20 protein-coding genes are annotated in these 23,034 nt (G+C 50.9%); 14 read left to right on the forward strand and 6 right to left on the reverse strand.

Annotated features, from left to right (window positions below):
• Positions 1–15 precede the first annotated feature (15 nt).
• The 9 genes from FPG75_RS04365 to FPG75_RS04405 all read left to right on the forward strand — a co-directional run bounded on the left by FPG75_RS04365 (position 16) and on the right by FPG75_RS04405 (position 7,798).
• Positions 16–798, forward strand: a complete 783-nt coding sequence (locus tag FPG75_RS04365) for an SDR family NAD(P)-dependent oxidoreductase (protein WP_201747882.1) — start codon at positions 16–18, stop codon at positions 796–798.
• 82 nt (positions 799–880) lie between these two features.
• Positions 881–1,636 carry a hypothetical protein gene (locus FPG75_RS04370; protein WP_143305325.1) on the forward strand — a complete coding sequence of 252 codons (756 nt, stop codon included), beginning with the start codon at positions 881–883 and terminating at the stop codon, positions 1,634–1,636.
• 65 nt (positions 1,637–1,701) lie between these two features.
• Entirely contained in the window at positions 1,702–2,553 is an 852-nt protein-coding gene (locus tag FPG75_RS04375; protein ID WP_143305326.1) for a fumarylacetoacetate hydrolase family protein, read from the forward strand.
• Positions 2,554–2,558: 5 nt separating this feature from the next.
• Positions 2,559–2,888, forward strand: a complete 330-nt coding sequence (locus tag FPG75_RS04380) for an L-rhamnose mutarotase (RefSeq protein ID WP_143305327.1) — start codon at positions 2,559–2,561, stop codon at positions 2,886–2,888.
• Positions 2,885–3,712 carry an amidohydrolase family protein gene (locus FPG75_RS04385; RefSeq protein WP_143305328.1) on the forward strand — a complete coding sequence of 276 codons (828 nt, stop codon included), beginning with the start codon at positions 2,885–2,887 and terminating at the stop codon, positions 3,710–3,712. Before FPG75_RS04380 ends, FPG75_RS04385 begins: the two co-directional genes overlap by 4 nt.
• A gap of 12 nt (positions 3,713–3,724) precedes the next feature.
• On the forward strand, positions 3,725–4,507 hold the full coding sequence (locus tag FPG75_RS04390) for an L-fucose dehydrogenase (RefSeq protein WP_143305329.1): 783 nt from the start codon (positions 3,725–3,727) through the stop codon (positions 4,505–4,507).
• A gap of 56 nt (positions 4,508–4,563) precedes the next feature.
• Positions 4,564–5,871 carry an L-fucose:H+ symporter permease gene (gene fucP / locus FPG75_RS04395; protein WP_143305330.1) on the forward strand — a complete coding sequence of 436 codons (1,308 nt, stop codon included), beginning with the start codon at positions 4,564–4,566 and terminating at the stop codon, positions 5,869–5,871.
• A gap of 68 nt (positions 5,872–5,939) precedes the next feature.
• Positions 5,940–6,731: an MbnP family protein gene (locus tag FPG75_RS04400; protein ID WP_143305331.1), complete on the forward strand. Its 792-nt coding sequence runs from the start codon at positions 5,940–5,942 to the stop codon at positions 6,729–6,731.
• 5 nt (positions 6,732–6,736) lie between these two features.
• Positions 6,737–7,798, forward strand: a complete 1,062-nt coding sequence (locus FPG75_RS04405; RefSeq protein WP_236652722.1) for a cytochrome-c peroxidase — start codon at positions 6,737–6,739, stop codon at positions 7,796–7,798.
• Positions 7,799–7,954: 156 nt separating this feature from the next.
• Here the strand turns inward: FPG75_RS04405 and FPG75_RS04410 are convergent, their stop codons facing one another.
• The 4 genes from FPG75_RS04410 to FPG75_RS04425 form a co-directional block, all read right to left on the reverse strand.
• Positions 7,955–8,524 carry a DNA-3-methyladenine glycosylase I gene (locus FPG75_RS04410; protein WP_143305332.1) on the reverse strand — a complete coding sequence of 190 codons (570 nt, stop codon included), beginning with the start codon at positions 8,522–8,524 and terminating at the stop codon, positions 7,955–7,957.
• Positions 8,512–10,713, reverse strand: a complete 2,202-nt coding sequence (locus FPG75_RS04415; protein ID WP_143305333.1) for a DUF4954 family protein — start codon at positions 10,711–10,713, stop codon at positions 8,512–8,514. The genes FPG75_RS04410 and FPG75_RS04415 overlap by 13 nt, the downstream gene beginning before the upstream one ends.
• Positions 10,714–10,810: 97 nt before the next feature.
• A complete protein-coding gene (gene glmS, locus FPG75_RS04420) occupies positions 10,811–12,646 on the reverse strand; it encodes a glutamine--fructose-6-phosphate transaminase (isomerizing) (protein ID WP_143305334.1) in 1,836 nt (611 codons plus the stop codon).
• Positions 12,647–12,966: 320 nt separating this feature from the next.
• Positions 12,967–15,333 carry a S9 family peptidase gene (locus FPG75_RS04425; RefSeq protein WP_143305335.1) on the reverse strand — a complete coding sequence of 789 codons (2,367 nt, stop codon included), beginning with the start codon at positions 15,331–15,333 and terminating at the stop codon, positions 12,967–12,969.
• 105 nt (positions 15,334–15,438) lie between these two features.
• On the opposite strand from FPG75_RS04425, the gene FPG75_RS04430 reads away from it, so the two are divergent.
• The gene (locus tag FPG75_RS04430) at positions 15,439–15,975 is read left to right on the forward strand and encodes a histidine phosphatase family protein (RefSeq protein ID WP_143305336.1); all 537 of its coding nucleotides are present in this window, start codon (positions 15,439–15,441) and stop codon (positions 15,973–15,975) included.
• A 112-nt stretch (positions 15,976–16,087) separates the two neighbouring features.
• On the opposite strand, the gene mgtE is transcribed toward FPG75_RS04430, so the two are convergent.
• Positions 16,088–17,464 carry a magnesium transporter gene (gene mgtE, locus FPG75_RS04435; RefSeq protein WP_143305337.1) on the reverse strand — a complete coding sequence of 459 codons (1,377 nt, stop codon included), beginning with the start codon at positions 17,462–17,464 and terminating at the stop codon, positions 16,088–16,090.
• 53 nt (positions 17,465–17,517) lie between these two features.
• Positions 17,518–18,399 (reverse strand): bestrophin family protein, encoded by an 882-nt coding sequence (locus FPG75_RS04440; RefSeq protein ID WP_143305338.1) that lies wholly within the window; start codon positions 18,397–18,399, stop codon positions 17,518–17,520.
• Between the two features lie 123 nt (positions 18,400–18,522).
• Here FPG75_RS04440 and FPG75_RS04445 point away from each other — a divergent pair, with 123 nt between their 5' ends.
• The 4 genes from FPG75_RS04445 (at position 18,523) to hutU (ending at position 22,957) form a co-directional block, all read left to right on the forward strand.
• Positions 18,523–18,921: an SET domain-containing protein gene (locus FPG75_RS04445; RefSeq protein ID WP_143305339.1), complete on the forward strand. Its 399-nt coding sequence runs from the start codon at positions 18,523–18,525 to the stop codon at positions 18,919–18,921.
• Between the two features lie 310 nt (positions 18,922–19,231).
• Positions 19,232–19,711 (forward strand): MarR family winged helix-turn-helix transcriptional regulator, encoded by a 480-nt coding sequence (locus FPG75_RS04450; protein WP_143305340.1) that lies wholly within the window; start codon positions 19,232–19,234, stop codon positions 19,709–19,711.
• A 29-nt stretch (positions 19,712–19,740) separates the two neighbouring features.
• Positions 19,741–21,309, forward strand: coding sequence for a histidine ammonia-lyase (gene hutH, locus FPG75_RS04455; protein ID WP_143305341.1), 1,569 nt, complete (start codon positions 19,741–19,743; stop codon positions 21,307–21,309).
• Positions 21,287–22,957, forward strand: a complete 1,671-nt coding sequence (hutU, locus tag FPG75_RS04460) for a urocanate hydratase (protein WP_143305342.1) — start codon at positions 21,287–21,289, stop codon at positions 22,955–22,957. Before hutH ends, hutU begins: the two co-directional genes overlap by 23 nt.
• Positions 22,958–23,034 lie beyond the last annotated feature (77 nt).

Genomic DNA, 23,034 nt, shown 5'->3' on the forward strand with positions numbered 1-23,034 from the left:
TTAAATTTTTTAAAGATGGAGCTGTTCAGATTAGATAATAAAGTGGCAGTTATCACCGGTGGTGGTAGCGGCATCGGGCAGGCGATAGCGAAAGTGTTTGGCGCGCAGGGCGCACAGGTGCATATTGTAGAGCTGAATGAAGAAGGCGGCAAGGGCACTGCGGAGGAGATCAAGGCTGCTGGCGGCAAAGCGCAGGTGCATGCCTGTAATGTGGCCGACCAGGCCGCGGTATTGAGCGTGATGGAAGGCATCGCGCAGTCGGCCGGCTCGCTGGATATCCTCGTGAACTGTGCCGGCATCGCGCATGTAGGCAAGCTGGAAACTACGGCAGAACAGGATTTCGACCGTGTGTACAATGTGAATGTGAAAGGCACTTACAACTGCATGTATGCCGTGATCAAACAAATGAAACAGCAGGGCGGTGGCGTGATCCTCAATATCGCCTCTATCGCTTCGAGCGTAGGTATCCCCGACAGGTTTGCCTACTCGATGAGTAAGGGCGCGGTGCTCACGATGACATTGTCCGTTGCAAAAGATTATCTCGGTGATCATATCCGTTGCAATTGTGTGTCGCCGGCAAGGGTGCATACGCCTTTCGTGGATGGCTTCATCGCCAAGAACTATCCCGGCAAGGAAGCGGAAATGTTCGATAAGCTCAGCAAAACGCAACCAATAGGCCGTATGGCGAAACCCATAGAGGTAGGCCATCTCGCGCTGTATCTCTGTTCTGATGAAGCAGGGTTTATCACCGGCTGCGACTACCCGATCGATGGTGGATTTATCAAGCTGAATAATTAATTTATTAACAGTTGAGATGTAGTTTCGTGCGCACTTATGCCGTATCTTTCCTGCATTCATCATTAAATTATTCAACACCATCATGCAACATTTTCGTGTTTGGCTCGCATTGGCAGTGCTGGGATTTACCTCCTGCCACTCTAACAGCAGTACTAACGGTAACGAACAAACGAAAGCGGAAGACGCGCTGAAACCAGCCACACCGGCAGGTTCTGTACAGGTAAGCATCGGCAACCGCGACAAAGACACACAGGACATTACGATCAAATTCGTACTGGAAGGTAAAGATAAAGAGAAGAGCTTCTCCCAGCCTGTGCTCAAAGAAGTATCGGATTCGGAAGTGTACCGTGTGCTCTGGGATAAGCCCAACAGCTGCTATATCGGCGTGTTGAAACCCAATCACAGCGTACGTTATTACCATGCCAGCCAGGATAGCGCCAGCAAAGACCTGAAGATACTGTGGGCCACCGCGCCGCCGGAAAGGATCTGGAGCTATATCGAAAACACGATGGGCCTCGGTAAAATATCATCTGCCGCCGCCCTCAGCAATGAGTATAAAAAGAATTTTCAATCTGGTAATATTATCGCAGATTTCATCGTGCAGTTAAAACCAGATAGCACCGCCGCGGATAAAGTAGAACTGTATGTAGAATTTGGCGGCGTAAGAAAAAGTATGTACCTGCCGGTACCTGCGGGCTACAAACCCACCGTACAGCCTACTTCCAGCCAGGACCATGTGTATGTATCCATGGCCAAAGACGGTAAACTGGAAGCGGTGATGGATCTGAAAGTAGAGAACGGACGTTTGAAAATCGAACATCTGAAAGATATCAAATAACTATTGCTGTAACACTGCCTCCGGCGGCGTTACAGCAACCCATAACAAATTAAAAAGACAAGCAAATGAAACTGATCAGGTTTGGATTACCGGGACAAGAGAAACCGGGTGTGGTAACAGAAGCCGGCATGTTTGATGTCAGCGCTTTCGGAGAAGATTATGGCGAACAATTCTTTGGCAGCGGCGGCATCGAACGCCTTAGCCAATGGTATGCACAGCATAGCGGCGAATGCACCCGCATTCCCGACGGTACCCGCCTTGGCGCGCCTTTACAACGCCCTTCTAAGATCATCTGCATCGGCCTGAACTATGCCGACCACGCCAGGGAAACAGGCGCCGCGATCCCCACCGAACCGATTGTTTTCTTCAAAAGCACTACCGCACTGGTAGGCCCTAACGATAACCTCGTGATCCCACGCAACAGCGAAAAAACCGACTGGGAAGTGGAGCTCGCCGTAGTAATCGGCAAGAAAGCTACTTATGTAGAAGAGAAAGATGCGCTCAACTATGTAGCCGGTTACGCCCTGCACAACGACTACAGCGAAAGAGCCTTCCAGATCGAAAGGAACGGCCAGTGGGTAAAAGGTAAAAGTTGCGACACCTTCGCGCCGATGGGCCCCTGGATCGCTACCCAGGACGAGATCAAAGATGTGAACAATCTTCGTTTATGGCTCACCGTGAATGGTAAGAAGATGCAGGACGGTAACACCTCCAATTTCATCTTCAAGGTGCCTTTCATCGTATCTTATCTCAGCCAGTTCATGACCCTGCTCCCGGGAGATGTGATCTCCACCGGAACGCCCGCCGGCGTTGGCCTCGGCATGAACCCGCAGGTATACCTCAAGCCAGGCGATGTGATCGAACTGGGCATCGACGGACTCGGTACTTCCACCCAAACGGCAGTAGCGTATAAATAATCATTATGACAAGATATTGCCTGGCACTCGACCTCGTAGATGATCCGCAGCTGATCAGCGAATACGAAGCATATCACCGCGAGGTATGGCCCGAAATAAAAAAGAGCATCGCCGACAGCGGCATCATTTCCATGGAAATATGGCGCGCCGGCAACCGCCTGTTCATGATCATGGAAACGGACAGCAGTTTCTCCTTTGAGCGCAAAGGCGCTATGGACGCGGCTAACCCGAAAGTACAGGAATGGGAACAGCTCATGTGGAAATACCAGCAAGCCATCCCCGTGGCCAAAGCAGGGGAGAAGTGGGTACTCATGGATAAAATATTTTCTTTATGATCATCGACGCACATCAGCACTTCTGGAAATTTGATCCCGTACGCGATGCGTGGATAGATGATTCCATGCAAGTGATCCGGAACGATTTCTTTCCGGAGCACCTGCAACCGGTGCTGGAGGCCAATGGCGTAGATGGCTGCGTAGCCGTACAGGCCGATCAGTCGGAACAGGAAACCGCTTTCCTGCTGGGCCTCGCGGAGCAATACCCTTTCATCAAAGGCGTGGTGGGCTGGACGGATCTCCGCGCTCCCAACCTGCGGGAACAGCTGGCGCATTATGCCACTTTCCCCAAACTGAAAGGTTTCCGTCATATCGTACAGGCAGAACCGGATATCAACTTTTTGTTGCGGGAAGATTTTTGCAGAGGCGTACTGGCCTTGTCGCAGTATGATTTCACATATGATATTCTCGTATATCCGAAACAGTTAGGAGCGGTAGAACATTTTGTGAAGAAGTTCCCCGGGCTGCGCCTCGTAGTGGATCACCTGGCGAAGCCCTATTTCAAAACGGGCGATATCACGGCATGGGCGCAGCATATCAGGAAGATAGCGCAATCTCCCAATGTGTATTGCAAGCTGAGCGGCCTGGTAACTGAGGCCGACTGGCAGCAATGGGAGGCGGCGCATTTCGAGCCTTTCCTGGATGTGGCCCTGGAAGCCTTCGGCCCCGACCGGCTGATGTTTGGGTCCGACTGGCCCGTATGCCTGCTGGCAGCGGAATACCACGAAGTGAAAGCGCTCGTCACGGATTATATCAACAAATTATCTCCCTCAGAAAAAAATAAAATAATGGGTGGCAATGCCATCTCATTCTATCATCTATAACAATCGAACTTCATGGATTTAGGATTACAGGATAAAGTGATTATTGTTACCGGCGGCGCCAAAGGTATTGGTGAAGCCATTTCCAGGCTGGTGGCCGCAGAAGGCGGTACCGTTGTTATTGCAGGCAGGAATGCCGCCGATAATGAAAAAACTGCCGGCGATATCATCGCTGCCGGCGGCAAAGCCCTGGCGGTGACAGCGGAACTGGGAAAGGTGGAAGACTGTAAAAAAGTTATTGATGCTACCATCGCTGCTTATGGAAAGATTGACGGTCTTGTGAACAATGCCGGCGCCAACGATGGCGTAGGACTGGAAAGCGGCAGCCCGGAAAAGTTTATGCAATCCCTGCAAAACAATCTTTCTCACTATTACAACCTCGCACATTATGCGCTGCCTCACCTGAAAGCCAGCAAAGGCAGTATTGTGAATATCGGCTCCAAAGTGGCCACCACCGGGCAGGGCAACACCTCCGGCTATGCGGCTTCCAAAGGCGCTATCAATGCGCTCACCCGCGAATGGGCAGTGGAACTGCTGCCGCATTCCATCCGCGTAAACACCGTGATACCCGCAGAAGTGTGGACGCCATTGTATGAAACCTGGATCAACTCTTTACCTAATCCGAAAGAGAAACTGGCCGCTATCACCGCAAAAATTCCATTTGAAAAAAGAATGACCACTTCGGAGGAAATCGCCAATACTACAGTATTTGCGCTCTCGCCGCGGTCTTCACATACAACCGGACAGATATTGTACGTTGACGGAGGTTATACCCACCTCGACAGATCCATCAGCTAGTCAGCAATCCACAACAACTGATACCATTTCAATCACCAGACCACAAACTCTTCGTTATGGCCGGAGGCGCAGTCAGTAATTCCACCTATACCAGCAATGCCAATACAGGCTCGAAGCAGGGCAGTTACCTGTTTCCGTTTATACTGGTAACCAGTTTATTCTTTTTATGGGCGCTCATCCATAATCTGAGCCCTGTGTTGATTCCACACTTGAAGAAAGCTTGTCAGCTCACCGATCTGCAATCTTCCTTCATTGATTCTTCCGTATTTGCGGCTTATTTCCTGATGGCACTGCCGGCAGGCGCCGTCATGCGTAAATTCGGTTACAAGGCAGGCATCATCTTCGGTTTGCTGTTGTATGCAGCCGGGGCCTTATTATTTATTCCAGCTGCAAACAGCGGTCAATACCTGGCATTTCTTGGAGCGTTGTTCATAATCGCTACTGGTCTCACATTTCTGGAAACCGCTGCGAATCCTTATGTAACAGTGCTGGGCAGTCCTGAAACTGCTACCATGCGCTTGAACCTCGCACAGTCTTTTAACGGTGTTGGCGCCGTTATAGGCCCCGTTCTCGGTGCGCAATTTATTCTTTCAGGAACAGAACATAGCAAAGCAGAATTAGCTGCTATGTCTCCAGATCAGCTCCATCAATACCTTACTGGTGAAGCCGCTACTGTGAAGATGCCTTATATGATCATTGGCCTGTTTGTATTACTGGTGGCGATATTGTTTATGGTAACCAGGATGCCGGATGTCCAGGAAGTGAAGGACCCGGAAGCAGATACTACGCCTTCTGGCGGTAGCATTTTCAAGCATAAACATCTCATTGCTGCTGTTGTAACACAATTCTTTTACGTAGGTGCGCAGATAGGCGTGAACGCATTCTTCATCCGCTTTGCTAAATTTTCTGCGGGTATTCCTGAAAAGGAAGCAGCAAATCTCCTGGGGTGGGTAGCCGGACTAGGCTTTATGATAGGCCGTTTCTTTGGTACTTTCCTCATGAGTAAAGTTAAGCCCCAGATATTGCTTACCATTTACGGGATCATTAATGTATGCCTGATCTTGATAGCCATGAGCACCAAAGGCTATGTGGCCATTGGCGCGATACTGGCAGTGCCTTTCTTTATGTCGATCATGTTTCCGACGATCTTTTCACTCGGATTGCGGGGGCTTGGCGGCGACACCAAGATAGGTTCTTCCTTGCTTGTAATGTCCATTGTTGGCGGCGCTATCTGCCCACCGCTGATGGGGTTGATTTCTGATGCTTCCAATATTCAAATGGCCTATATCATACCGCTGATCTGCTTTGCCGTGGTGGTATGGTTCGGCTCCAGGGGATACAAGCTGGATGCTGCAAACAGCTAAAGCGTACTTGTTAATTTAATACTTTATCCGCAAAATCATCGTATCTTCCTGCAACAAAAGGGGACACCATGATTTTGCGGATTTTTACTTTTCCCGGCTTCCGTGTCTTGTTGATTTGCAGTATGCTGGCGGCTTTGGCGGCCTGTTCGAAAAAGGAAACCACCTCGCAGGTGACGCCTCCGCAAGAGGTGGCCCCACTGCAATTATCTTTCACCAATACCATGGGCAACCTGCCCCTCCGGCGTAACGATACCGTATATACGAATACTGCCGGCGAAGCCTTCACCGTAAAACGTTTCCGTTATTATATCAGCAACTTCCAGTTGCTTTCCGGCAACGATAGCGTAACTACCTTGCCACTGGCTTATTTCATCGTGGATGACGCGAACGACTCTTCCAGGCTCGTTACGCTGGACAGCGTGCCCATTGGCACCTACAATGGCATCCGTTTCCTGATCGGGGTGGATAGCCTGCATAATATGAGCGGCGCGCAAACAGGCGCCCTGGCGCCCGAGAACGGACTGTTCTGGAGCTGGAACAGCGGTTATATTATGGCGCAGATGGAGGGCAATTCTCCCGTGATCAATTCCCCCACGCATGAATTCCTGTTCCACATCGGCGGGTTCAAAGGTCCTTACAATGCGCTACGGACAGCCGCCCTGGCCTTTCCCCAGCCGGTAATCGTGGCTACCGGCAAACAACCGAAAGTGAATATACAGGCCGACGCCGGCAAATGGTTTCATACGCCCTTTACCGTTAGTTTCAAAAATGCCGCAGTGATCATGGCTCCCGGGCCCGATGCAGTGCAGATATCGGCCAACTATCAACAGATGTTCAGTGTAAAAGCGATCACTAATTAAACCCTATGCGTCATAAAGCATGGTATATGGCCGGGGCATTATGCCTCTTACTGATTTTCGTACATGCCTGTAAAAAAGAAGGCAATGGCGGAAGCGGCAGCACCGCGCCAGAACCCTATACTTTACAGCTGCCGGCAGGATTTCCGCCGCCAGTCTATAATTTTTCCCAGAATCCGCTGACCAAACAAGGCATCGCCCTGGGGCGTTACCTGTTCTATGATTTCCGCCTCTCGCGCGACAGTACCGTATCCTGCGGCTTCTGTCACCAGCAGTTTGCCGCATTCGGTCATTTTGATCATAGTTTGAGTCATGGGGTGGGAGGCCGCCAGGGTAACCGCTCGGTACCTGTAATCTTCAACATGATCTGGCAGAAAGAATTTATGTGGGATGGGGGTGTCAACAATCTCGAGATACAGCCACTTACGCCGCTCACCGATCCTAACGAAATGGGGGTAGACCTGAAAGAGCTGCTTGCCAAAATGCAGGCCGATCCCAAATACCGGAAGCGGTTCAAGGATGCTTTCGGCACGGAGGAAATCACCAGCCAGCGCATGTTTCGGGCTATCACACAGTTTGTGGCCACCATGGTATCCTTCAATTCCAAATATGATAGCGTAATGCGTAAAGAGCCCGGCGTACACTTCGATGCAGAAGAAGCGGCCGGCTATGCCATCTATCAACAAAAGTGTGCGGCCTGCCACAAAGAGCCGCTGTTCACCGATCTCAGCTACCGCAGCAATGGCCTGCCTTACATCCCTGGTCTCAATGATGTAGGCCGCATGCGCATCACCCAGAACACAGCTGATTACATCAAATTCAAAGTGCCTTCCTTACGCAATATCATCGTCAGCTCTCCCTATATGCACGATGGCCGCTACTTCGATATCTTCCAGGTATTCGACTTCTACGACCACGGCGTAAAAGTCACCACCAGCACCGATCCCCTCGTGAAGAACGGCATCCCGCTATCTGATATGGAAAAACGGCAGCTCTACTTTTTCCTGAACACATTGACGGATAAAACGCTGGTCAAAAACCCTGCTTTGAGCGAAATCCTCATCGAGTAGGTTGTCTTAGCTCAGGATTAAAGGATTGAAAGGATTACCAGGATTTTTTTACAGGATTTTAAAGGATTCGCGAAGATCATATCAACTTGATCTTCGCGAATCCTTTAAAATCCTGTAAAAAAATCCTGGTAATCCTTTCAATCCTTTAATCCTGAGCTAAGACAACCTTCGCCAGCAGCTGGTTATGTGGTCATTCACCATGCCGGTGGCCTGCATATAAGCGTAGCAGATGGTGGAGCCAACGAATTTGAATCCGCGTTTGAGCAGGTCTTTGCTCATGGCGTCGGAGATGGGTGTTTTGGCGGGCACCTCTTTCAGGGATTTGAAATGGTTGACGATGGGTTTGTGTTGCACAAATGACCAAATGTATTTATCGAAGCTGCCAAATTCTTTTTGTACGGCAAGAAAGGCTTTGGCATTGGATACTACCGCATTTATCTTGAGACGGTTGCGGATGATGCCCGGATTTTCCATCAGCTTTTCGATCTTCTGTTCATCGTATTTCGCGATCTTTTTAGCATCCCAGTGATCGAAGGCTTTGCGGTAATTTTCTCTTTTCACCAGTACGGTGTGCCAGCTGAGGCCCGCCTGCGCGCCTTCCAGGCAGAGCATTTCAAAAAGATGCTGATCGTCGTGATTGGGAATACCCCATTCATGATCGTGGTAGTCCATATAGAGCTGGTCTTTAGTGCCCCAGCCACAGCGGACTTTTTCTACAGTTCCCATTCGTTAATGATTTTGCGTACACGGGTTTTATAATCTGCAAGATCGTTCATTGTCTGGTTAATGAAGCTGTTATCTTCCAGGCTGCCCAATACGGTATTCATTTCTTTGTCGCTGCTATACGTCATTTTGCGGAAGGGATTTTTGTAATCCTTTTCCCTGGAATGATGGATGCCGGCGGTGATCCATTCCATTGTCTGGATGCTGTCTTGCAGCCACTGTGCGAGGTCGGCGGGCGTGAAGTTTTTCAGCGGCACTTCTTTGATCTCGAGCAGGCTGGCCACTGCGTGCTGAAGTTTATCGGCCGCATATTCGTTGCCTGCTTCGCGGTAGGCTTCATGCAACTGTGGCCAGCTGGAAATGCGGTTCTTTTTGATCTTTGTTTTCAGCGTATCAACTGTTTCCGCTTTCATGAGCTGTCCGCCGATATTGAGCCAGGGCTCACGTTTGGCGCCTTTCAGCGCAGCTTGCAGAGCCAGGAAAGAAGGCTTGTTGGCCGCCATGATATTTTTGATACCATATAAAACGATCAGTTCACGGAAGATAGGATAGGCTTTGTGTACCTTCAGCAGCTGCGCTTTGCGGCTGCTGTTCTCCATGCCTTCGCCGAGGATGGTGAGCTGCGCTACTACCTCCGGTTGTTGCAGTAAGAGCTCCTTACCTTTTTTTCGTAGGTCCTTTTCCGTTAGTATCTTTTTGGATGCGTTCTCCGGCAGGGCGTACCAGGCCTTGGCGGTGGCGGTTTCCATGATGGCCAGCGCGTGGAACATCTCTTCTACGGAATCCGGTGCGAGGTAATCGTATTCTATCAGTTGTGTTTTATCATTGCGTTTGTCGCGGTCTACATACTTCCAGGAGTTGCGGGCGATGGCGTACATGTTGTGCATGAACCAGTAGCCGGGCATGATGCGCAGGGTGTTGCTGTGTTCATCATTGACGATGAGACTGAAAGGGATGTTGATGTTGAGTTCCGACATATAGTTCCCTTTCGATATCAGTGTGAAGCAGGCAAACTGTGAATTGTGTTTGAGACTCACACAGAGGCCGGGCCAGAAGCCGCGCCCCGCAATGATTTCGCCGTCGGCGCCGCGTGAGTTGTGATTGGAGCCTACAGTAGCGCCTGCCGCCATATTGCTCTGTCCCATGATGAGCGCTGCACAGAGGAAAGAGTTGTTATGGTGTTGCTCATGTGCCGGAAATATCAATGAGTTAAGCACTTCGCAGCAGGAGATGGTGGCATTGTTGCCGAGATAGGAGTTAATGAGCCTTGCGCCGTATTTCAGTTGTGAGTGGGAAGCCATCACAAAGCGTACGGCCTTTACGCCGTAGAATACGCGGCAGCCGTAGCCGATGATACCATTTACCAGTTCGCAGCCTTCGCCGATCTGAGAGGCGGCTTCCGCGCTGGAATTGATGGTGAGGTTCTTGAGTTTGTTGGCGCCTTTGAGGTAGGCATCACTGCCGATGGTGACATCCTTGATGATCTTGCAGTTCTTGATCACGGTACGGTCGCCTACCATGCCATAGTAGCCGCGGCGTTTATCGAATTGTTTTTCGGTGAATACTTTAAACTGTTGTTGTAGTTGGGCATCATCGCGGTAGCGGGTCCAGAGGTAGGCGTCGCCGGGGAGCATGCCATCGAAGGGCATTACGCTCCTGCCGCCGTTTTCATTGCACAGCTCCATCCATATGCGGCCGTTTTCTGATTCGCCTTCTTTGATGATGCCATTCCCGAATTTGGCGTAATCGGTGGTGGCCATTTCGTTGACATTGGCAACTATCACTTCATTACCGAGGATGTAGTGGGAGAGATAGTTGGCATTGTGCACTACTACGTTGTCGCCGAAATCGCAGGCGCAGATGGTGCTGTTATAGAGGCCTACAGGCAGGCGGAGATTATGAAATTCGAGATAATAAGGTTCCAGTTTACCGATGCGTACCATGCCGAAGAAGTGGCAGTGTTGCACCAGTTGCGGATTAAATTCGTGCGAGACAAAGATATTATTCCAGTTATCAGAGGTGTTGTCGTTGCGTACCAGTGCTTCAATTTCCGAGGCGGTCAGTTGCCGGTACTGATCCTGGCGCTGCCATTGTTCATTGCGGAGGTAGTACTCATCTTTTCCTTTAGGCAGTGTAGTTTCAATAAAACGGTACCCCAGTTCGCTGAGGGGCATTTTGCGGATGTTGTTCATGGAATTGGCCACATTTGGGAACTACGCGATGTTAAATTTTTATGCTGCCTGCAGGCAGCATAAAAATTTAACATCGCGTAGTTCAGGATTCAAAAACTTATTCAACAGTTACGCTCTTCGCCAGGTTTCTTGGTTTGTCCACATCAAAGCCTTTTGATACGCCGATGTGATACGCGAGCAATTGCAAAGGAATAACGGAGATGATCGGTGCTACGAGTTCATCTGCTGCGGGTACGAAGATGACATCATCTGCCATGGGCGGGATGGTTTGATCGCCTTCGGTAACAACCGCTATCACTTTGCCTTTGCGGGCTTTGATCTCCTGTATGTTGGAAACGATCTTTTCGTAGAAGCTGTCTTTGGTGGCTACGATCACTACGGGCAGGTGCTCGTCTACCAGTGCGATGGGGCCATGTTTCATTTCAGCGGCGGGGTAGCCTTCTGCGTGGATATAAGAGATCTCTTTGAGTTTGAGCGCGCCTTCCAGCGCTACGGGGAAGTTATAGCCACGGCCGAGATACAGAAAATCGCGGGCATCTTTATATTTTCCGGCGATCTGTTTTATCTGGTCGTTCAGTTTCAGTGCGGTGGCTACTTTGTCGGGTATCTGTTCCAGTTCATCGAGCAGGTGCTGGAAACGTTGCGTGGTGATGCTGCCTTTTTCCATGGCTACTTTCAGGCCGATGAGCGCCAGTACGGCCAGTTGCGCTGTGAAAGCCTTGGTGCTGGCCACTCCGATCTCGGGGCCTGCATGCGTATAGGCGCCACCGTGAGAAAGCCTTGCAATAGACGATCCCACTACGTTACAAACGCCGAGGATGATAGCGCCTTTTTCTTTAGCGCTTTCCATGGCTACGAGCGTATCGGCTGTTTCGCCGGATTGTGATACCGCGATGATCACGTCGCCTTTACCTACTACCGGGTTACGGTAGCGGAACTCGGAGGCGTATTCCACTTCTACCGGGATGCGGCACAATTCTTCTATCATGTATTCCGCTACCAGACCGGCATGCCAGGAGGTGCCACAGGCCACCATGATGATGCGGTTGGCATTCTTCAGGAGGTCCATATGCTCGCGGATACCGCCCAGTGTGAGCGTGCCTTTCTTCGCATCGAGCCTGCCGCGCAGGCTGTCGAAAATTGTTTGCGGTTGCTCAAAAATTTCTTTGAGCATGAAGTGGTCGTAACCGCCCTTCTCGATGGCGGCCAGCTCCATATCCAGCTTCTGGATATACGGCGTTTGACGTTCGTTGGAAATATTTTTGAGGATCAGCTCATCGGCTTTGATGATGGCAATCTCGTAGTCGTTCACATATACTACTTCTTTGGTGTATTCGATGATGGGAGAGGCATCGGAGGCGAGGAAGTGTTCTCCTTTGCCAACGCCGATCACGAGCGGACTGCCCTTGCGTGCAGCGATGAGGGTATCGGGATTGTCTTCATCGAGCAATACGATCACATAGGCGCCTACTACGCGTTTCAGCGCGATGCGCAAGGCTTCTTCCAGCGGGCACTGGTTGCTGTTTTTGATCTCTTCGATGAAATGCAGCAGTACTTCGGTGTCGGTATCGCTTTGGAATACGTGTCCTTTGTTGATCAGTTCCTGTTTGAGCTGCACATAGTTCTCGATGATGCCATTATGTACCATGGCCAGCTTGCCATTGCCGGATACATGGGGGTGGGCATTACGGTCGCAGGGTTCGCCGTGAGTGGCCCAGCGGGTATGTCCGATGGCCACATGACTGCGCATATCCTTGCCGGCAGCATATTCTTCCAGGGCGGCTACTTTGTCTTTTTTCTTGTATACCTGCAACCCGTTGTTGATGATGGCTACGCCAGCACTGTCGTAACCACGGTATTCCAGTCTTTTAAGGCCTTTCAATACTACCGGATAGGCTTCGCGCTGCCCGATATAAGCAACAATTCCACACATACGTTTTGATTTTTGGTGAGGTTTTATTCAATGCAATATCGCAAATATGGTTAAAATGGTATCAGATAATGGTAAAATAGTTCTGTATTTATCGCGTGTCTACTATCTGTAAAGTAAAAATGAAAAAGGGAATACAGTGAACCTGTAAACAGATATCAACATTTGTTAACATCCGCTTCATTATTCACTGTATTCCCTTTTGATATTTAGGAATTTTTTGATTGACGAATTTTCGAATTTGTGGAAACGGCAATATTCTGCTTTTTATAATATTTCCCTTTCCACCAATCAAAAAATCCGTAAATCAAAAAATCCGTAAATTATTTTAATGTTTCATCAAACAGTTTCAATATCCGTTTATATTCGTCGGTCCAGCTGCTGGGGGTGGTGAAACCGTGATCCTCTACGGGGAATACGGCCAGTTCCCAGTTGTTTTTGCCCAGTTCAATGAGGCGTTGCGACAAGCGCACGATATCCTCGAAATGCACATTGGTATCCACCATTCCATGACACATCAGCAACCTGCCTTTCAGGCCCTCCGCAAAATAGATCGGAGAAGAGCGAATATAAGCAATACTGTCGGTAAATGGTTCATTCAGGATATTGCTGGTATAACCATGATTGTAATGCGCCCAGTCGGTGACGGAGCGTAAGGCCGCTCCGGCCGCGAAGGCGCCGGGTTTGGTGAACATGGCCATCAGCGTCATAAAGCCGCCGTAGCTGCCGCCATAGATCCCGATACGTTTGGCATCTACTCCCAATTTCTCTGCCAGATATTTTGCTGCATCTACTTCATCGTCGAGGTCTTTGCCGCCCATATAGCGATAGATGCCCGTACGCCAGTTGCGGCCATAGCCCGCACTGCCGCGGTAGTCGATATCCATCACGGTATAGCCTTTATCGGCCAGCAGGTTGTGGAACATATATTCCCTGAAATAGTTGCTCCACCATTTGTGCGCATTCTGCAGGTAGCCGGCGCCGTGTACGAATATCACGGCAGCGCCGTTCTTCTTCGCGGGGTCGGGGGTATACACGCGGGCATATACCGGCTGGTTGTCGCGCGCATTGAAAGTGATCACCTGCGGATCGCGCCATGGATAGCTGCGGAATTCCTCGCTGGTGGCCTGGTGGGTGATTTGTATCGCTTTGGAACCCGGTATGTTCTGTTGCACGTATAGCTCCCAGGGTTTGTTGGAATAAGAATAACGGAAGGCGATCCATTTGTCGTCCGGGGAGATGGTCACTTCGTTGGCGCCCTCCATGGTGGTGATCCGCTCTGCCTTGCCACCGGTCACGGCTATACGATAATATTGCTTTTCGCCGGGATGCACTTCATTGGTGGAGATATAGAAATATTTTTTATCGCGGGAGAGCTGTGCATCCTGTACCTCGTAATTACCGCTGGTGAGCTGTTTGGTATTGCCGGATATGGTGGTGGTATAGAGATGAGAATAGCCGCTGGCTTCTGATTGGTACCAGCAGGTGTTTTCATCGATCCAGCCGAGGTTGGCGCCGCCCATGCTCCAGCCGATGCCGGGACCGGCGATCCAGGCCTCGTCGCGCTGGCGGTTTAGCGTGGTGAGCTTGCCGGTAGCGCCATCCAGCAGCGCGATCCAGCGGTCTTTGTTGTCCTGCGAACGGATATCCACTATAGCGTGCGTACCCTGCTCGGACCAGTAAGGGCCATTGATGATCACTTCCCTTACTGCAGGGGTATCTTTTTTCGTATAGTCCTTTACGTAGTCAGGCTGATCCTTGATGCCGGGAAGCGTATTGGTGGCTACTGGCAGTACGGTATCTTTTTCGCGGTCGTACACAAAAGTGCTGAAGCTGCCCTGTGGTGCGCCTACTTTCTCACGGCTATGGATATCCGTAGTGAAACCGCTGGCCGTCACATAATCAGGTACGATGGTGCTTTTGGCATCTTTGGGTGCGTGGTAGGTGCGCCAAACGATGAAACGGCCGTCAGGACTGATCGTTACATCGTTGAGGTTATTATTGTCGAGATACAGGGGCCGCAAGGTTTTGGGCTCATAGGCCTTGTTGAAGGCTTTGGCGGCATCGGCTTTGGCTTTCCTGTCGCGTACGATCTGCAATAGTTCTAGTTGCTGGGCTTTCAGGTATTTCTCCTGGTCGTTGCCTTTATCTTTTTCTTCTTTCTCGGCGGGCGGTTTGCTGCCGGCTTCAAAGTTGGTGAGCTGGGTAATGCTGCCGTCGGCGCGGTTCCAGGCAAAGAGGTCGTTGCCTTGATGGAATACTACCTGCTTGCCGCCGAAACTGAATACCGGGCTACTCTCTGCCGCCGTGGTATTGGTGATGCGGGTTTCTTTGCCCGTCTTTACATCTAACAAATAAATATCGTTGCGGTAGGCATAGGTGAGCAAACTGTGGTCGGTATTGTACTGTCCGCGCGATCTTGCGCTGATCAGCGTCCTGTCGGCCGCAGCTGCTTTCTGTGGCGTGTTGTTCCTGATGCTGGCATGGTACAGGGAATCGGCCAGGTTTTTGTCGGGGTTCCAGCTGAAGTAGACGGTCTGGTTATCTGTCCCCCAGAAAATATTATCTGGAGAGGTACCTATCCACTTCGGATCCCGCATGATCTTTTCCACGGTCAGCGGGCCTGTTTGCTGGGCATAGAGTTGATTGGCTGATAAAAAAATAATGGCAGGTATAAACCATTTTCTCATAGCGGTTGATTAATTTGTTAGGCGATAAATGTAACGGTTTTAATCTTTAACCGCTTCAAAAATTGGATGGGCGCTCACTTGCCTGCTATGCCTTAACTTTATATTATGCGTTGTTCATTTATCATATTTTCCCTCATGATCCTGGCGGCCTGTAAGCCGAAAGCGCCGGAACGTGTGCCAGTGCCGCTTACAGAGGATACCACCTTCCTTACCGGTACCATTTACCTGGTGCGGCATGCAGAACAGCATCCCGGGGAAGACTCCGACCTCACAAAGGAAGGCCATGCCCGCGCTGGCGCTTTGTATCATATGCTCAAAGACTCCGGCCTGAACAAGATTTATATCACCCGCTTCAAACGCAGCCTGCAAACGGCCGACAGCCTTCGTTTATACAAACATATTGATACCTGCTACTACATGGCGGATACTACTGGCGAATCGCTTATTTATGAGATCTCCCGTCATCAAGACTGGGGCAAAAGATTATTGGTGGTAGGACATTCCAACACGCTGATTCCTATCATGCGCAGCCTGCGGGCCCGGCCGCCAGTGGATTCTATCGGCGCCACCGAATACGACCGCCTGTTCATCATCCGCAAATACCGCGACAGCGTAAGCCTACGCCAACTGAGAATTTTGTGATGTAGGGATTTTTTGATTTACGGATTTAAGAATTTAGGAATTTACGGATTTACGGATTTACGGATTTATAAATTTATAAATCCGTAAATCCGTAAATTCCTAAATCCCTACATCACAAAAGGATGCCTTTCATCATGGTATAGGCTACGGAGAAGTAGATCAGCAATCCGGTTACATCCACGAGGGTGGCTACGAAGGGGGCAGAAGAAGTGGCCGGGTCGGCGCCCAGCTTTTTCAGTACGAGCGGCAGCATGGAGCCGGAGAGGGTGCCCCATAATACTACACCGATCAGCGAGAAGCCAACGGTGGTGCCGATTAAGACAGTATGTTCTCCATAAGTATGGAAGAAAGAATTCCAGAGCAGGATACGTATAAAACCGATCGTTCCCAGCACACTGCCGAGCAGCAGGCCGGAGATGATCTCGCGGCGCATAACGCGCCACCAGTCGCCGAGGCTGATCTCGCCCAGGGCCATGGCCTGGATGATCAGCGTGGAGGCCTGTGAGCCGCTGTTACCGCCACTGGAAATGATCAATGGCACGAACAGGGCCAGCACTACGGCTTTCGCGATCTCGTCTTCAAAAAATCCCATAGCCGTTGCCGTTAGCATCTCGCCGATGAACAGCACTACCAGCCAGCCTACTCTTTTCTTGATCAGTTTGAGCAGGGGCATATCGAGGTAAGGCTCGTCCAAAGCCTCGGTACCACCGATCTTCTGGATATCTTCAGTATGTTCTTCATTGGCGATCCACAACATATCGTCGATAGTAACGATACCGAGCAGTACGCCCTGGTCGTCTACAACGGGCAAGGCTACACGATTTTCCATCCGGAACACCTGTATCGCTTCTTCCTGGTCATCATTTACATGGAGCGATACGAAGCGGTCATCCATCAGGGTATGTACCACGGTATCGGCCGATACCAGCAGGAATTCACGGATACGGAAGTCGTCCAGCAGGTGGCCGTGCTGATCGATCACATAGATCACGTCGATGGTTTCACTGTCGCGGCCATGCTCGCGGATATAGTCCAGCACCTGGCGTACAGACCATTCTTCCCGCACGGCGATGTAGTCCGGCGTCATGATACGGCCCACGCTGTTTTCCTTGTAACCGAGCAGCGACAAGGTAATGCGTCGTTCTTCCGGATCGAGCAGCTTGATCAGCTCTTTCACCGCTTCGCTGGGAAGCTCCTCCAGGAAAGCCGTACGGTCATCCGCCGGCAGTTCGTTCATCAGCTCTGCAATCTTGGAGGGGGATAACAACCTGATCATATCTTCCTGCAGCGGGAAGTCGAGGATACGGAAAGCCGCCGCAGCCCGGCTTATCGACAGATTGTTGATGATAACATCTGCCTCGTCCGGGACTTCGTGGATCAGCTCAGCGATATCTGTGATCAGCTGGTCATCCAGGTATACGGTTAACTCGCGGTAGTTTTTCTCATCCGCCAGTTCCCTGAATTTTTCCAGTAATGCTTCGTTTTCCATGTAAAAATTGACTCTATCAGCGAAAATAAGTTAATACCCGTATCAAAAAAGGCCTAGGCCAATAATTCTCCTACATGTAACCTTATGTTATTACAGATCGTATCCGTAGGCAGGTCGTTGGCATCTTTCCCGAAAGGGTCTTCGATCTCTTCGGCGATCAGCTCCAGACTGGCCAGCACAAAGAAGATGAACACGATCATGGGGATGCACAGATAGCCCAATGTGAATACATATCCGAAAGGCATGGACATGATATAGAAGAAGATGAATTTTTTGATAAATACAGAATAGGAAAACGGGATGGGCGTATTTTTAATACGCTCGCAGGCGCCGCAGATCTCTGTAAAGGATTGCAGTTCATTGTTGATCACGATGAGCTGGTCGCCATTGAGCTGCCCGGCGCTCACCAGTTCCATGGTTTTGTGCATGATGCGGGCCGCCAGCTGGTTCGGGATATGTTTGCCGGTATCCGGCGTCCATGGCGCTTCTCCGGGGATGGCTTCCATCTCTTCCGGTATCCAGGTTTGGCGGAGGTGGTTCTTGAGGCTGAAGGCGTAGTTGGGGATCATCACCCGGAACCATTCCCGCGCTGCCACGTTGTCCGCTGGTAGCATGGCTTGCAGCTTGATAGCCAGATTGCGGCTGCTGTTCACCAGCGTGCCCCATTGGCGGCGTCCTTCCCACCAGCGGTCATAGGCCGTATTGGTACGGAATACCAGCAGCAGGGAGATCACGAAGCCCAGCAAACCGTGCATCATGGAGATATTGCTGATAGCGCTGTTCTTCGACAAATGCCATACCTCCAGCTCCAGCCATGCTACAATGGCGGAGTAAACAGACAGGGCAATGAACATCGGGAACAGCTTCCGTACAGTATCAGCCTTGTGAATGCGGAAGATAAACGTAAACCAGTCTTTCGGATTATAATTGATCATATCACTTGTCAGGTGGATGGTTCAGATTCCCTTTCGGGCCGCAAACCTAAAATTTTTCAACATGATTTTGATAACTTCTTGCTTTAACTTTACTTTACGCCTTCTTTTATATGAATTAGCGCTATGATAAAGCCGTACTTGTACATCGATAAGTCAAAAGGAAAAGGCAGGGGAGTGTTCACCACTGAAAAGATCCCCGCCGGCACAAGGATCGAAACATCACCTGTATTAGTGCTCTCCAATGACGATACTTCTATTGTCGACACCACCAAGCTGCACAACTACATTTTCCTGTGGGGTGTAAGGGAAACCCGTTCCTGTATTGCGTTGGGCTTCTGTTCTATCTATAATCACGACTATAATCCCAACTGTGAATATGAGATGGACTTTGATGCCGAAACCATGAGCATCGTTACCCGCCGCGATATCCGTAAAGGGGAAGAGCTTTTTATCAACTACAACGGCGATGTTACTGATCAATCGCCCGTTTGGTTCGATACCCGCAAAAAGCAGCAGAAATAAATTACGAATTAGGAATTAAGAATTACGGATTTTTTCGGAGATTTTCCGGAAGAGGAGGTAGTTTTTAATTTTTTTCCTAATATTGTATAAGCGCTTATATAATTTTGATGAGAGAGAGATGAGAAGATGCAGAGCTGATCTCATCGTTCTACCAATATGTTGCCCCTGAGGGGGCAATTATATAAGCGCTAACATAATTGGCCCATAGGACCAGCATATTGGTAGCAACGCAATGATATCAAACGTCCTTGCCCCGTAGGGGCAACATATTGGTAGGGGAACATAATTGGTTCGTACAAAACATCTATACATGTCTTTTTATTCGTCGTTAGGCTATTTGATATTTGGCAGCAGGCTGCGCAGACTCAGTGAATACTTCCTGATGGAGGTCAACAAAGTATACGAACAGAAAGGCATCGCATTTGATGCCAGCTGGTTTCCGGTATTCTACCTCCTTTCCCGTGAGCAGTCCATGCCCATGATCGATATCGCCGAACAACTGGAGATCTCCCATTCTGCCGTTAGTCAGATGGTCAACAATCTCAAAAAGAAAGGGCTGATGAAAACCGCGCCCTGCAAGGACGACGGCCGCCGTCAGCTCGTAGCCTTCACCAAAAAAGGAGAGGAGCTGCTGCACCAGGTGCAGCCCGTATGGAAAGCCATCACCGCCGCTATGGAGCAACTGGTGGAAGAACATAAACAAAGTCAGCAAGTGCTCGCAGCGATCGCGCAGATCGAACAATCGGTACAGCAATCGTCTTTATCTGAAAGAATAAAATCACAACTCTGATCATACACCATCATCTTAATTCAATACCCATGAACGACGTTTTTAAATACGGTACAGATCATCTCACGGTTGGCGCCGTGCTGGATATCGCTGCCGGCAAAACCAGGGCTGTGCTGGCGCCGGAAGCGGTGGCGCGCGTCAAAGCCAGCCAGGAGAATGTACAAACCATCGTATCACAACATACCACGGTGTACGGTATCAATACCGGCTTCGGCCCGCTCTGCGATACCAAAATATCGGAAGCCGATACCCGTGCCTTGCAATACAATATCCTGCAAAGCCACAGTGTAGGCGTGGGAGAAAGCATCCCCGAAGAGATCGCGCGCATCATGCTCATCACCAAAGTACATGCGCTGGCACAGGGTTATTCCGGCGCCGCTCTCTCTACGCTGGAACGTATCATCTGGCATATCGAAAACCGCGTTACGCCGCTGGTGCCTGAAAAAGGCTCTGTGGGCGCCTCCGGCGACCTGGCGCCTTTATCGCATCTCTTCCTCCCGCTCATCGGCCTCGGAAAAGTGTGGTATAAAGGACAAGTTACCGATATGCAGCAGGTGCTGCAACAGGAACAAATGCAACCCGTAGTACTGGGCCCAAAGGAAGGCCTCGCGCTCATCAACGGCACGCAGTTCATCCTCGCCTTTGCCGTGAAAGCCGTGCAGCGCCTGCATAACGCGCTTGAAGCAGCAGATATTATCGGCGCACTCTCCCTCGAAGGACTCATGGGCACCGCAAAACCTTTTGATCCCAGACTGCACGCCATCAGGCCTTTCCCGGGAAACCAGCTGGTAGCGCACCGCCTCAAAACCATGCTGGATAACAGTGAGATCATGGCCTCGCATGTAGACTGTGGCCGCGTGCAAGACCCTTACTCCCTGCGTTGTATGCCGCAGGTACATGGCGCCTCCCGCACCGCATGGCTGCACCTCGCACAACTCACCACCATCGAGCTGAATGCCGTAACAGATAACCCGATCATCTTCACCGCTGAAGATACCATCAGCGGCGGCAACTTCCACGGACAGCCCATGGCGCTCCCGCTGGATTACGCCACCATAGCGGCCGCGGAACTGGGCAACATCTCCGACAGACGTTGCTACATGATGATCGAAGGAAGATACGGACTTCCCAAACTGCTCATCGAAGACGCCGGACTCAACTCCGGTTTCATGATACCGCAATACACCACCGCCGCACTGGTAACAGAAAACAAAACCCTCTGTTTCCCCGCCAGCGCCGACAGCGTGCCCACCTCATTAGGCCAGGAAGACCACGTATCCATGGGTTCCATCAGCGGCCGTAAGCTTAACCAGGTGATCGGCAACCTTGAATATATCCTCGCCATCGAGCTGCTGTATGCCGCGCAGGCAGTGGATTTCCGCCGCCCGCTCAAATCAGGCCCGGTACTCGAAGCCGTGCATCGCTACACCCGTGAGAAAGTATCTTTCGCTAATAAAGACCGCATCTTCGCTTATGATATTGCGGCCCTGCATCAAATCATCACCGATCAATCACTTGTGCGCGTAGCCAACGAAGCCGCGACACAGCATCAATTACCCTTAAACGGCATTTACCATGACCAGTTCGGACTTTATTAAAACATTTGCGGCGCATCCGCATTACAAGGCGCCGCGCGGCGCACAGCTGCATGCGAAATCCTGGCAAACGGAAGCTCCGCTGCGTATGCTGCTCAACAACCTCGATCATGAAGTAGCTGAAAACCCTGAGGAGCTGGTCGTTTACGGCGGCATCGGTCAGGCTGCCCGCAATCGCGAGGCACTGCAAAAGATCATCGAAATATTATTACAGCTGGATGATGACCACTCCCTGCTGGTACAATCCGGAAAACCGGTGGGCGTGGTACGCACGCATCCGCAGGCGCCCCGCGTGATGCTGGCCAACAGCAACCTCGTGCCGAAATGGGCCACCTGGGAGCATTTCAACGAATTGCGCGCAAAAGGATTGATGATGTACGGCCAGATGACCGCCGGCAGCTGGATCTACATCGGCACGCAAGGTATCCTGCAAGGCACCTACGAAACCTTTATGGAATGCAGCCGTCAGCATTTTGGCGGTAGCCTCAAAGGCAAACTGCTCGTAACTGCCGGCATCGGCGGGATGGGAGGCGCACAGCCGCTTGCCGCCACCATGGCCGGCGCCGTATTCCTCGGCGCAGATGTAGACGCCTCCCGCATCCAGAAGAGGATCGATACCCGCTACATCGATCGTATGACGCATTCCTACGAAGAAGCCATCCAATGGGCCAAAGAGGCACAAGCCAAGGGCGAAGCGCTTTCCATCGGTCTTGTCAGCGATGCGGGTGATATGTTGGAGAGATTATTGAAAGACAACATCATCCCCGATATCCTCACCGATCAAACCTCTGCGCACGATCCGATCAATGGTTACATACCAAATGGTATGTCGCTGCAAGCCGCGCTGGACCTGCGTAAGAAAGATCCGGAACAATACCGTAAATTATCGCTGAAGAGCATGGCGCGCCATGTAGGCTTCATGCTGGATATGCAAAAGAAAGGCGCTGTTACTTTCGACTACGGCAACAACCTCCGCGAATTTGCGCGTGAAGGCGGCGAGCCCAACGCCTTTAATTTCCCCGGTTTCACGCCGGCGTATATACGTCCTTTGTTCTGCGAAGGAAAAGGGCCTTTCCGCTGGGTGGCGCTCTCCGGCGATCCCGAAGATATCTACACCACCGATCGCGCGCTGATGGAGGCTTTCCCTGAAAATACCGCGCTGATCAACTGGCTCAAACAAGCGCAGGAAAAGGTGGCCTTCCAGGGCCTGCCTGCCCGTATCTGCTGGCTGGGCCTCGGCGAGCGTGAAAAAGCAGGTCTCATCTTCAACGAACTGGTACGCAGCGGCAAAGTGAAAGCGCCCATCGTGATCGGCCGCGATCACCTCGACTGTGGCTCTGTGGCCTCTCCCAACAGGGAAACAGAATCCATGAAAGATGGCTCTGATGCTGTCAGCGACTGGACCCTGCTCAACCTCATGGCCAATACCGGCGGCGGCGCTACCTGGGTATCCTTCCATCACGGTGGCGGCGTAGGCATGGGCTATTCCCAGCACGCCGGCATGGTTGTTCTTGCCGATGGCACCGACCGCGCCGCAGCCTGCCTTTCCCGCGTACTCTTCAACGACCCCGCGCTCGGCATCTTCCGCCATACCGACGCCGGCTACGAAAAAGCCGGTGAGTGGGCGGATAAATTTGGTATAAGAATTTAGTACATGCGAAGTTTGTCTTACTCAGGATTATTTTGATTGAAAGGATTACCAGGATTTTTTTATCGGGATTAATAAAG

This window comes from Chitinophaga vietnamensis, assembly GCF_902167635.1.
Classification (GTDB): Bacteria; Bacteroidota; Bacteroidia; order Chitinophagales; family Chitinophagaceae; genus Chitinophaga; species Chitinophaga vietnamensis.

Bases quoted from the DNA above. Each gene is read 5' to 3' on its own strand.
- FPG75_RS04365 (WP_201747882.1), top strand. From the start codon at position 16: ATGGAGCTGTTCAGATTAGATAATAAAGTGGCAGTTATCACCGGTGGT.
- FPG75_RS04370 (WP_143305325.1), top strand. From the start codon at position 881: ATGCAACATTTTCGTGTTTGGCTCGCATTGGCAGTGCTGGGATTTACC.
- FPG75_RS04375 (WP_143305326.1), top strand. From the start codon at position 1,702: ATGAAACTGATCAGGTTTGGATTACCGGGACAAGAGAAACCGGGTGTG.
- FPG75_RS04380 (WP_143305327.1), top strand. From the start codon at position 2,559: ATGACAAGATATTGCCTGGCACTCGACCTCGTAGATGATCCGCAGCTG.
- FPG75_RS04385 (WP_143305328.1), top strand. From the start codon at position 2,885: ATGATCATCGACGCACATCAGCACTTCTGGAAATTTGATCCCGTACGC.
- FPG75_RS04390 (WP_143305329.1), top strand. From the start codon at position 3,725: ATGGATTTAGGATTACAGGATAAAGTGATTATTGTTACCGGCGGCGCC.
- fucP (WP_143305330.1), top strand. From the start codon at position 4,564: ATGGCCGGAGGCGCAGTCAGTAATTCCACCTATACCAGCAATGCCAAT.
- FPG75_RS04400 (WP_143305331.1), top strand. From the start codon at position 5,940: ATGATTTTGCGGATTTTTACTTTTCCCGGCTTCCGTGTCTTGTTGATT.
- FPG75_RS04405 (WP_236652722.1), top strand. From the start codon at position 6,737: ATGCGTCATAAAGCATGGTATATGGCCGGGGCATTATGCCTCTTACTG.
- FPG75_RS04410 (WP_143305332.1), bottom strand. From the start codon at position 8,524: ATGGGAACTGTAGAAAAAGTCCGCTGTGGCTGGGGCACTAAAGACCAG.
- FPG75_RS04415 (WP_143305333.1), bottom strand. From the start codon at position 10,713: ATGAACAACATCCGCAAAATGCCCCTCAGCGAACTGGGGTACCGTTTT.
- glmS (WP_143305334.1), bottom strand. From the start codon at position 12,646: ATGTGTGGAATTGTTGCTTATATCGGGCAGCGCGAAGCCTATCCGGTA.
- FPG75_RS04425 (WP_143305335.1), bottom strand. From the start codon at position 15,333: ATGAGAAAATGGTTTATACCTGCCATTATTTTTTTATCAGCCAATCAA.
- FPG75_RS04430 (WP_143305336.1), top strand. From the start codon at position 15,439: ATGCGTTGTTCATTTATCATATTTTCCCTCATGATCCTGGCGGCCTGT.
- mgtE (WP_143305337.1), bottom strand. From the start codon at position 17,464: ATGGAAAACGAAGCATTACTGGAAAAATTCAGGGAACTGGCGGATGAG.
- FPG75_RS04440 (WP_143305338.1), bottom strand. From the start codon at position 18,399: ATGATCAATTATAATCCGAAAGACTGGTTTACGTTTATCTTCCGCATT.
- FPG75_RS04445 (WP_143305339.1), top strand. From the start codon at position 18,523: ATGATAAAGCCGTACTTGTACATCGATAAGTCAAAAGGAAAAGGCAGG.
- FPG75_RS04450 (WP_143305340.1), top strand. From the start codon at position 19,232: ATGTCTTTTTATTCGTCGTTAGGCTATTTGATATTTGGCAGCAGGCTG.
- hutH (WP_143305341.1), top strand. From the start codon at position 19,741: ATGAACGACGTTTTTAAATACGGTACAGATCATCTCACGGTTGGCGCC.
- hutU (WP_143305342.1), top strand. From the start codon at position 21,287: ATGACCAGTTCGGACTTTATTAAAACATTTGCGGCGCATCCGCATTAC.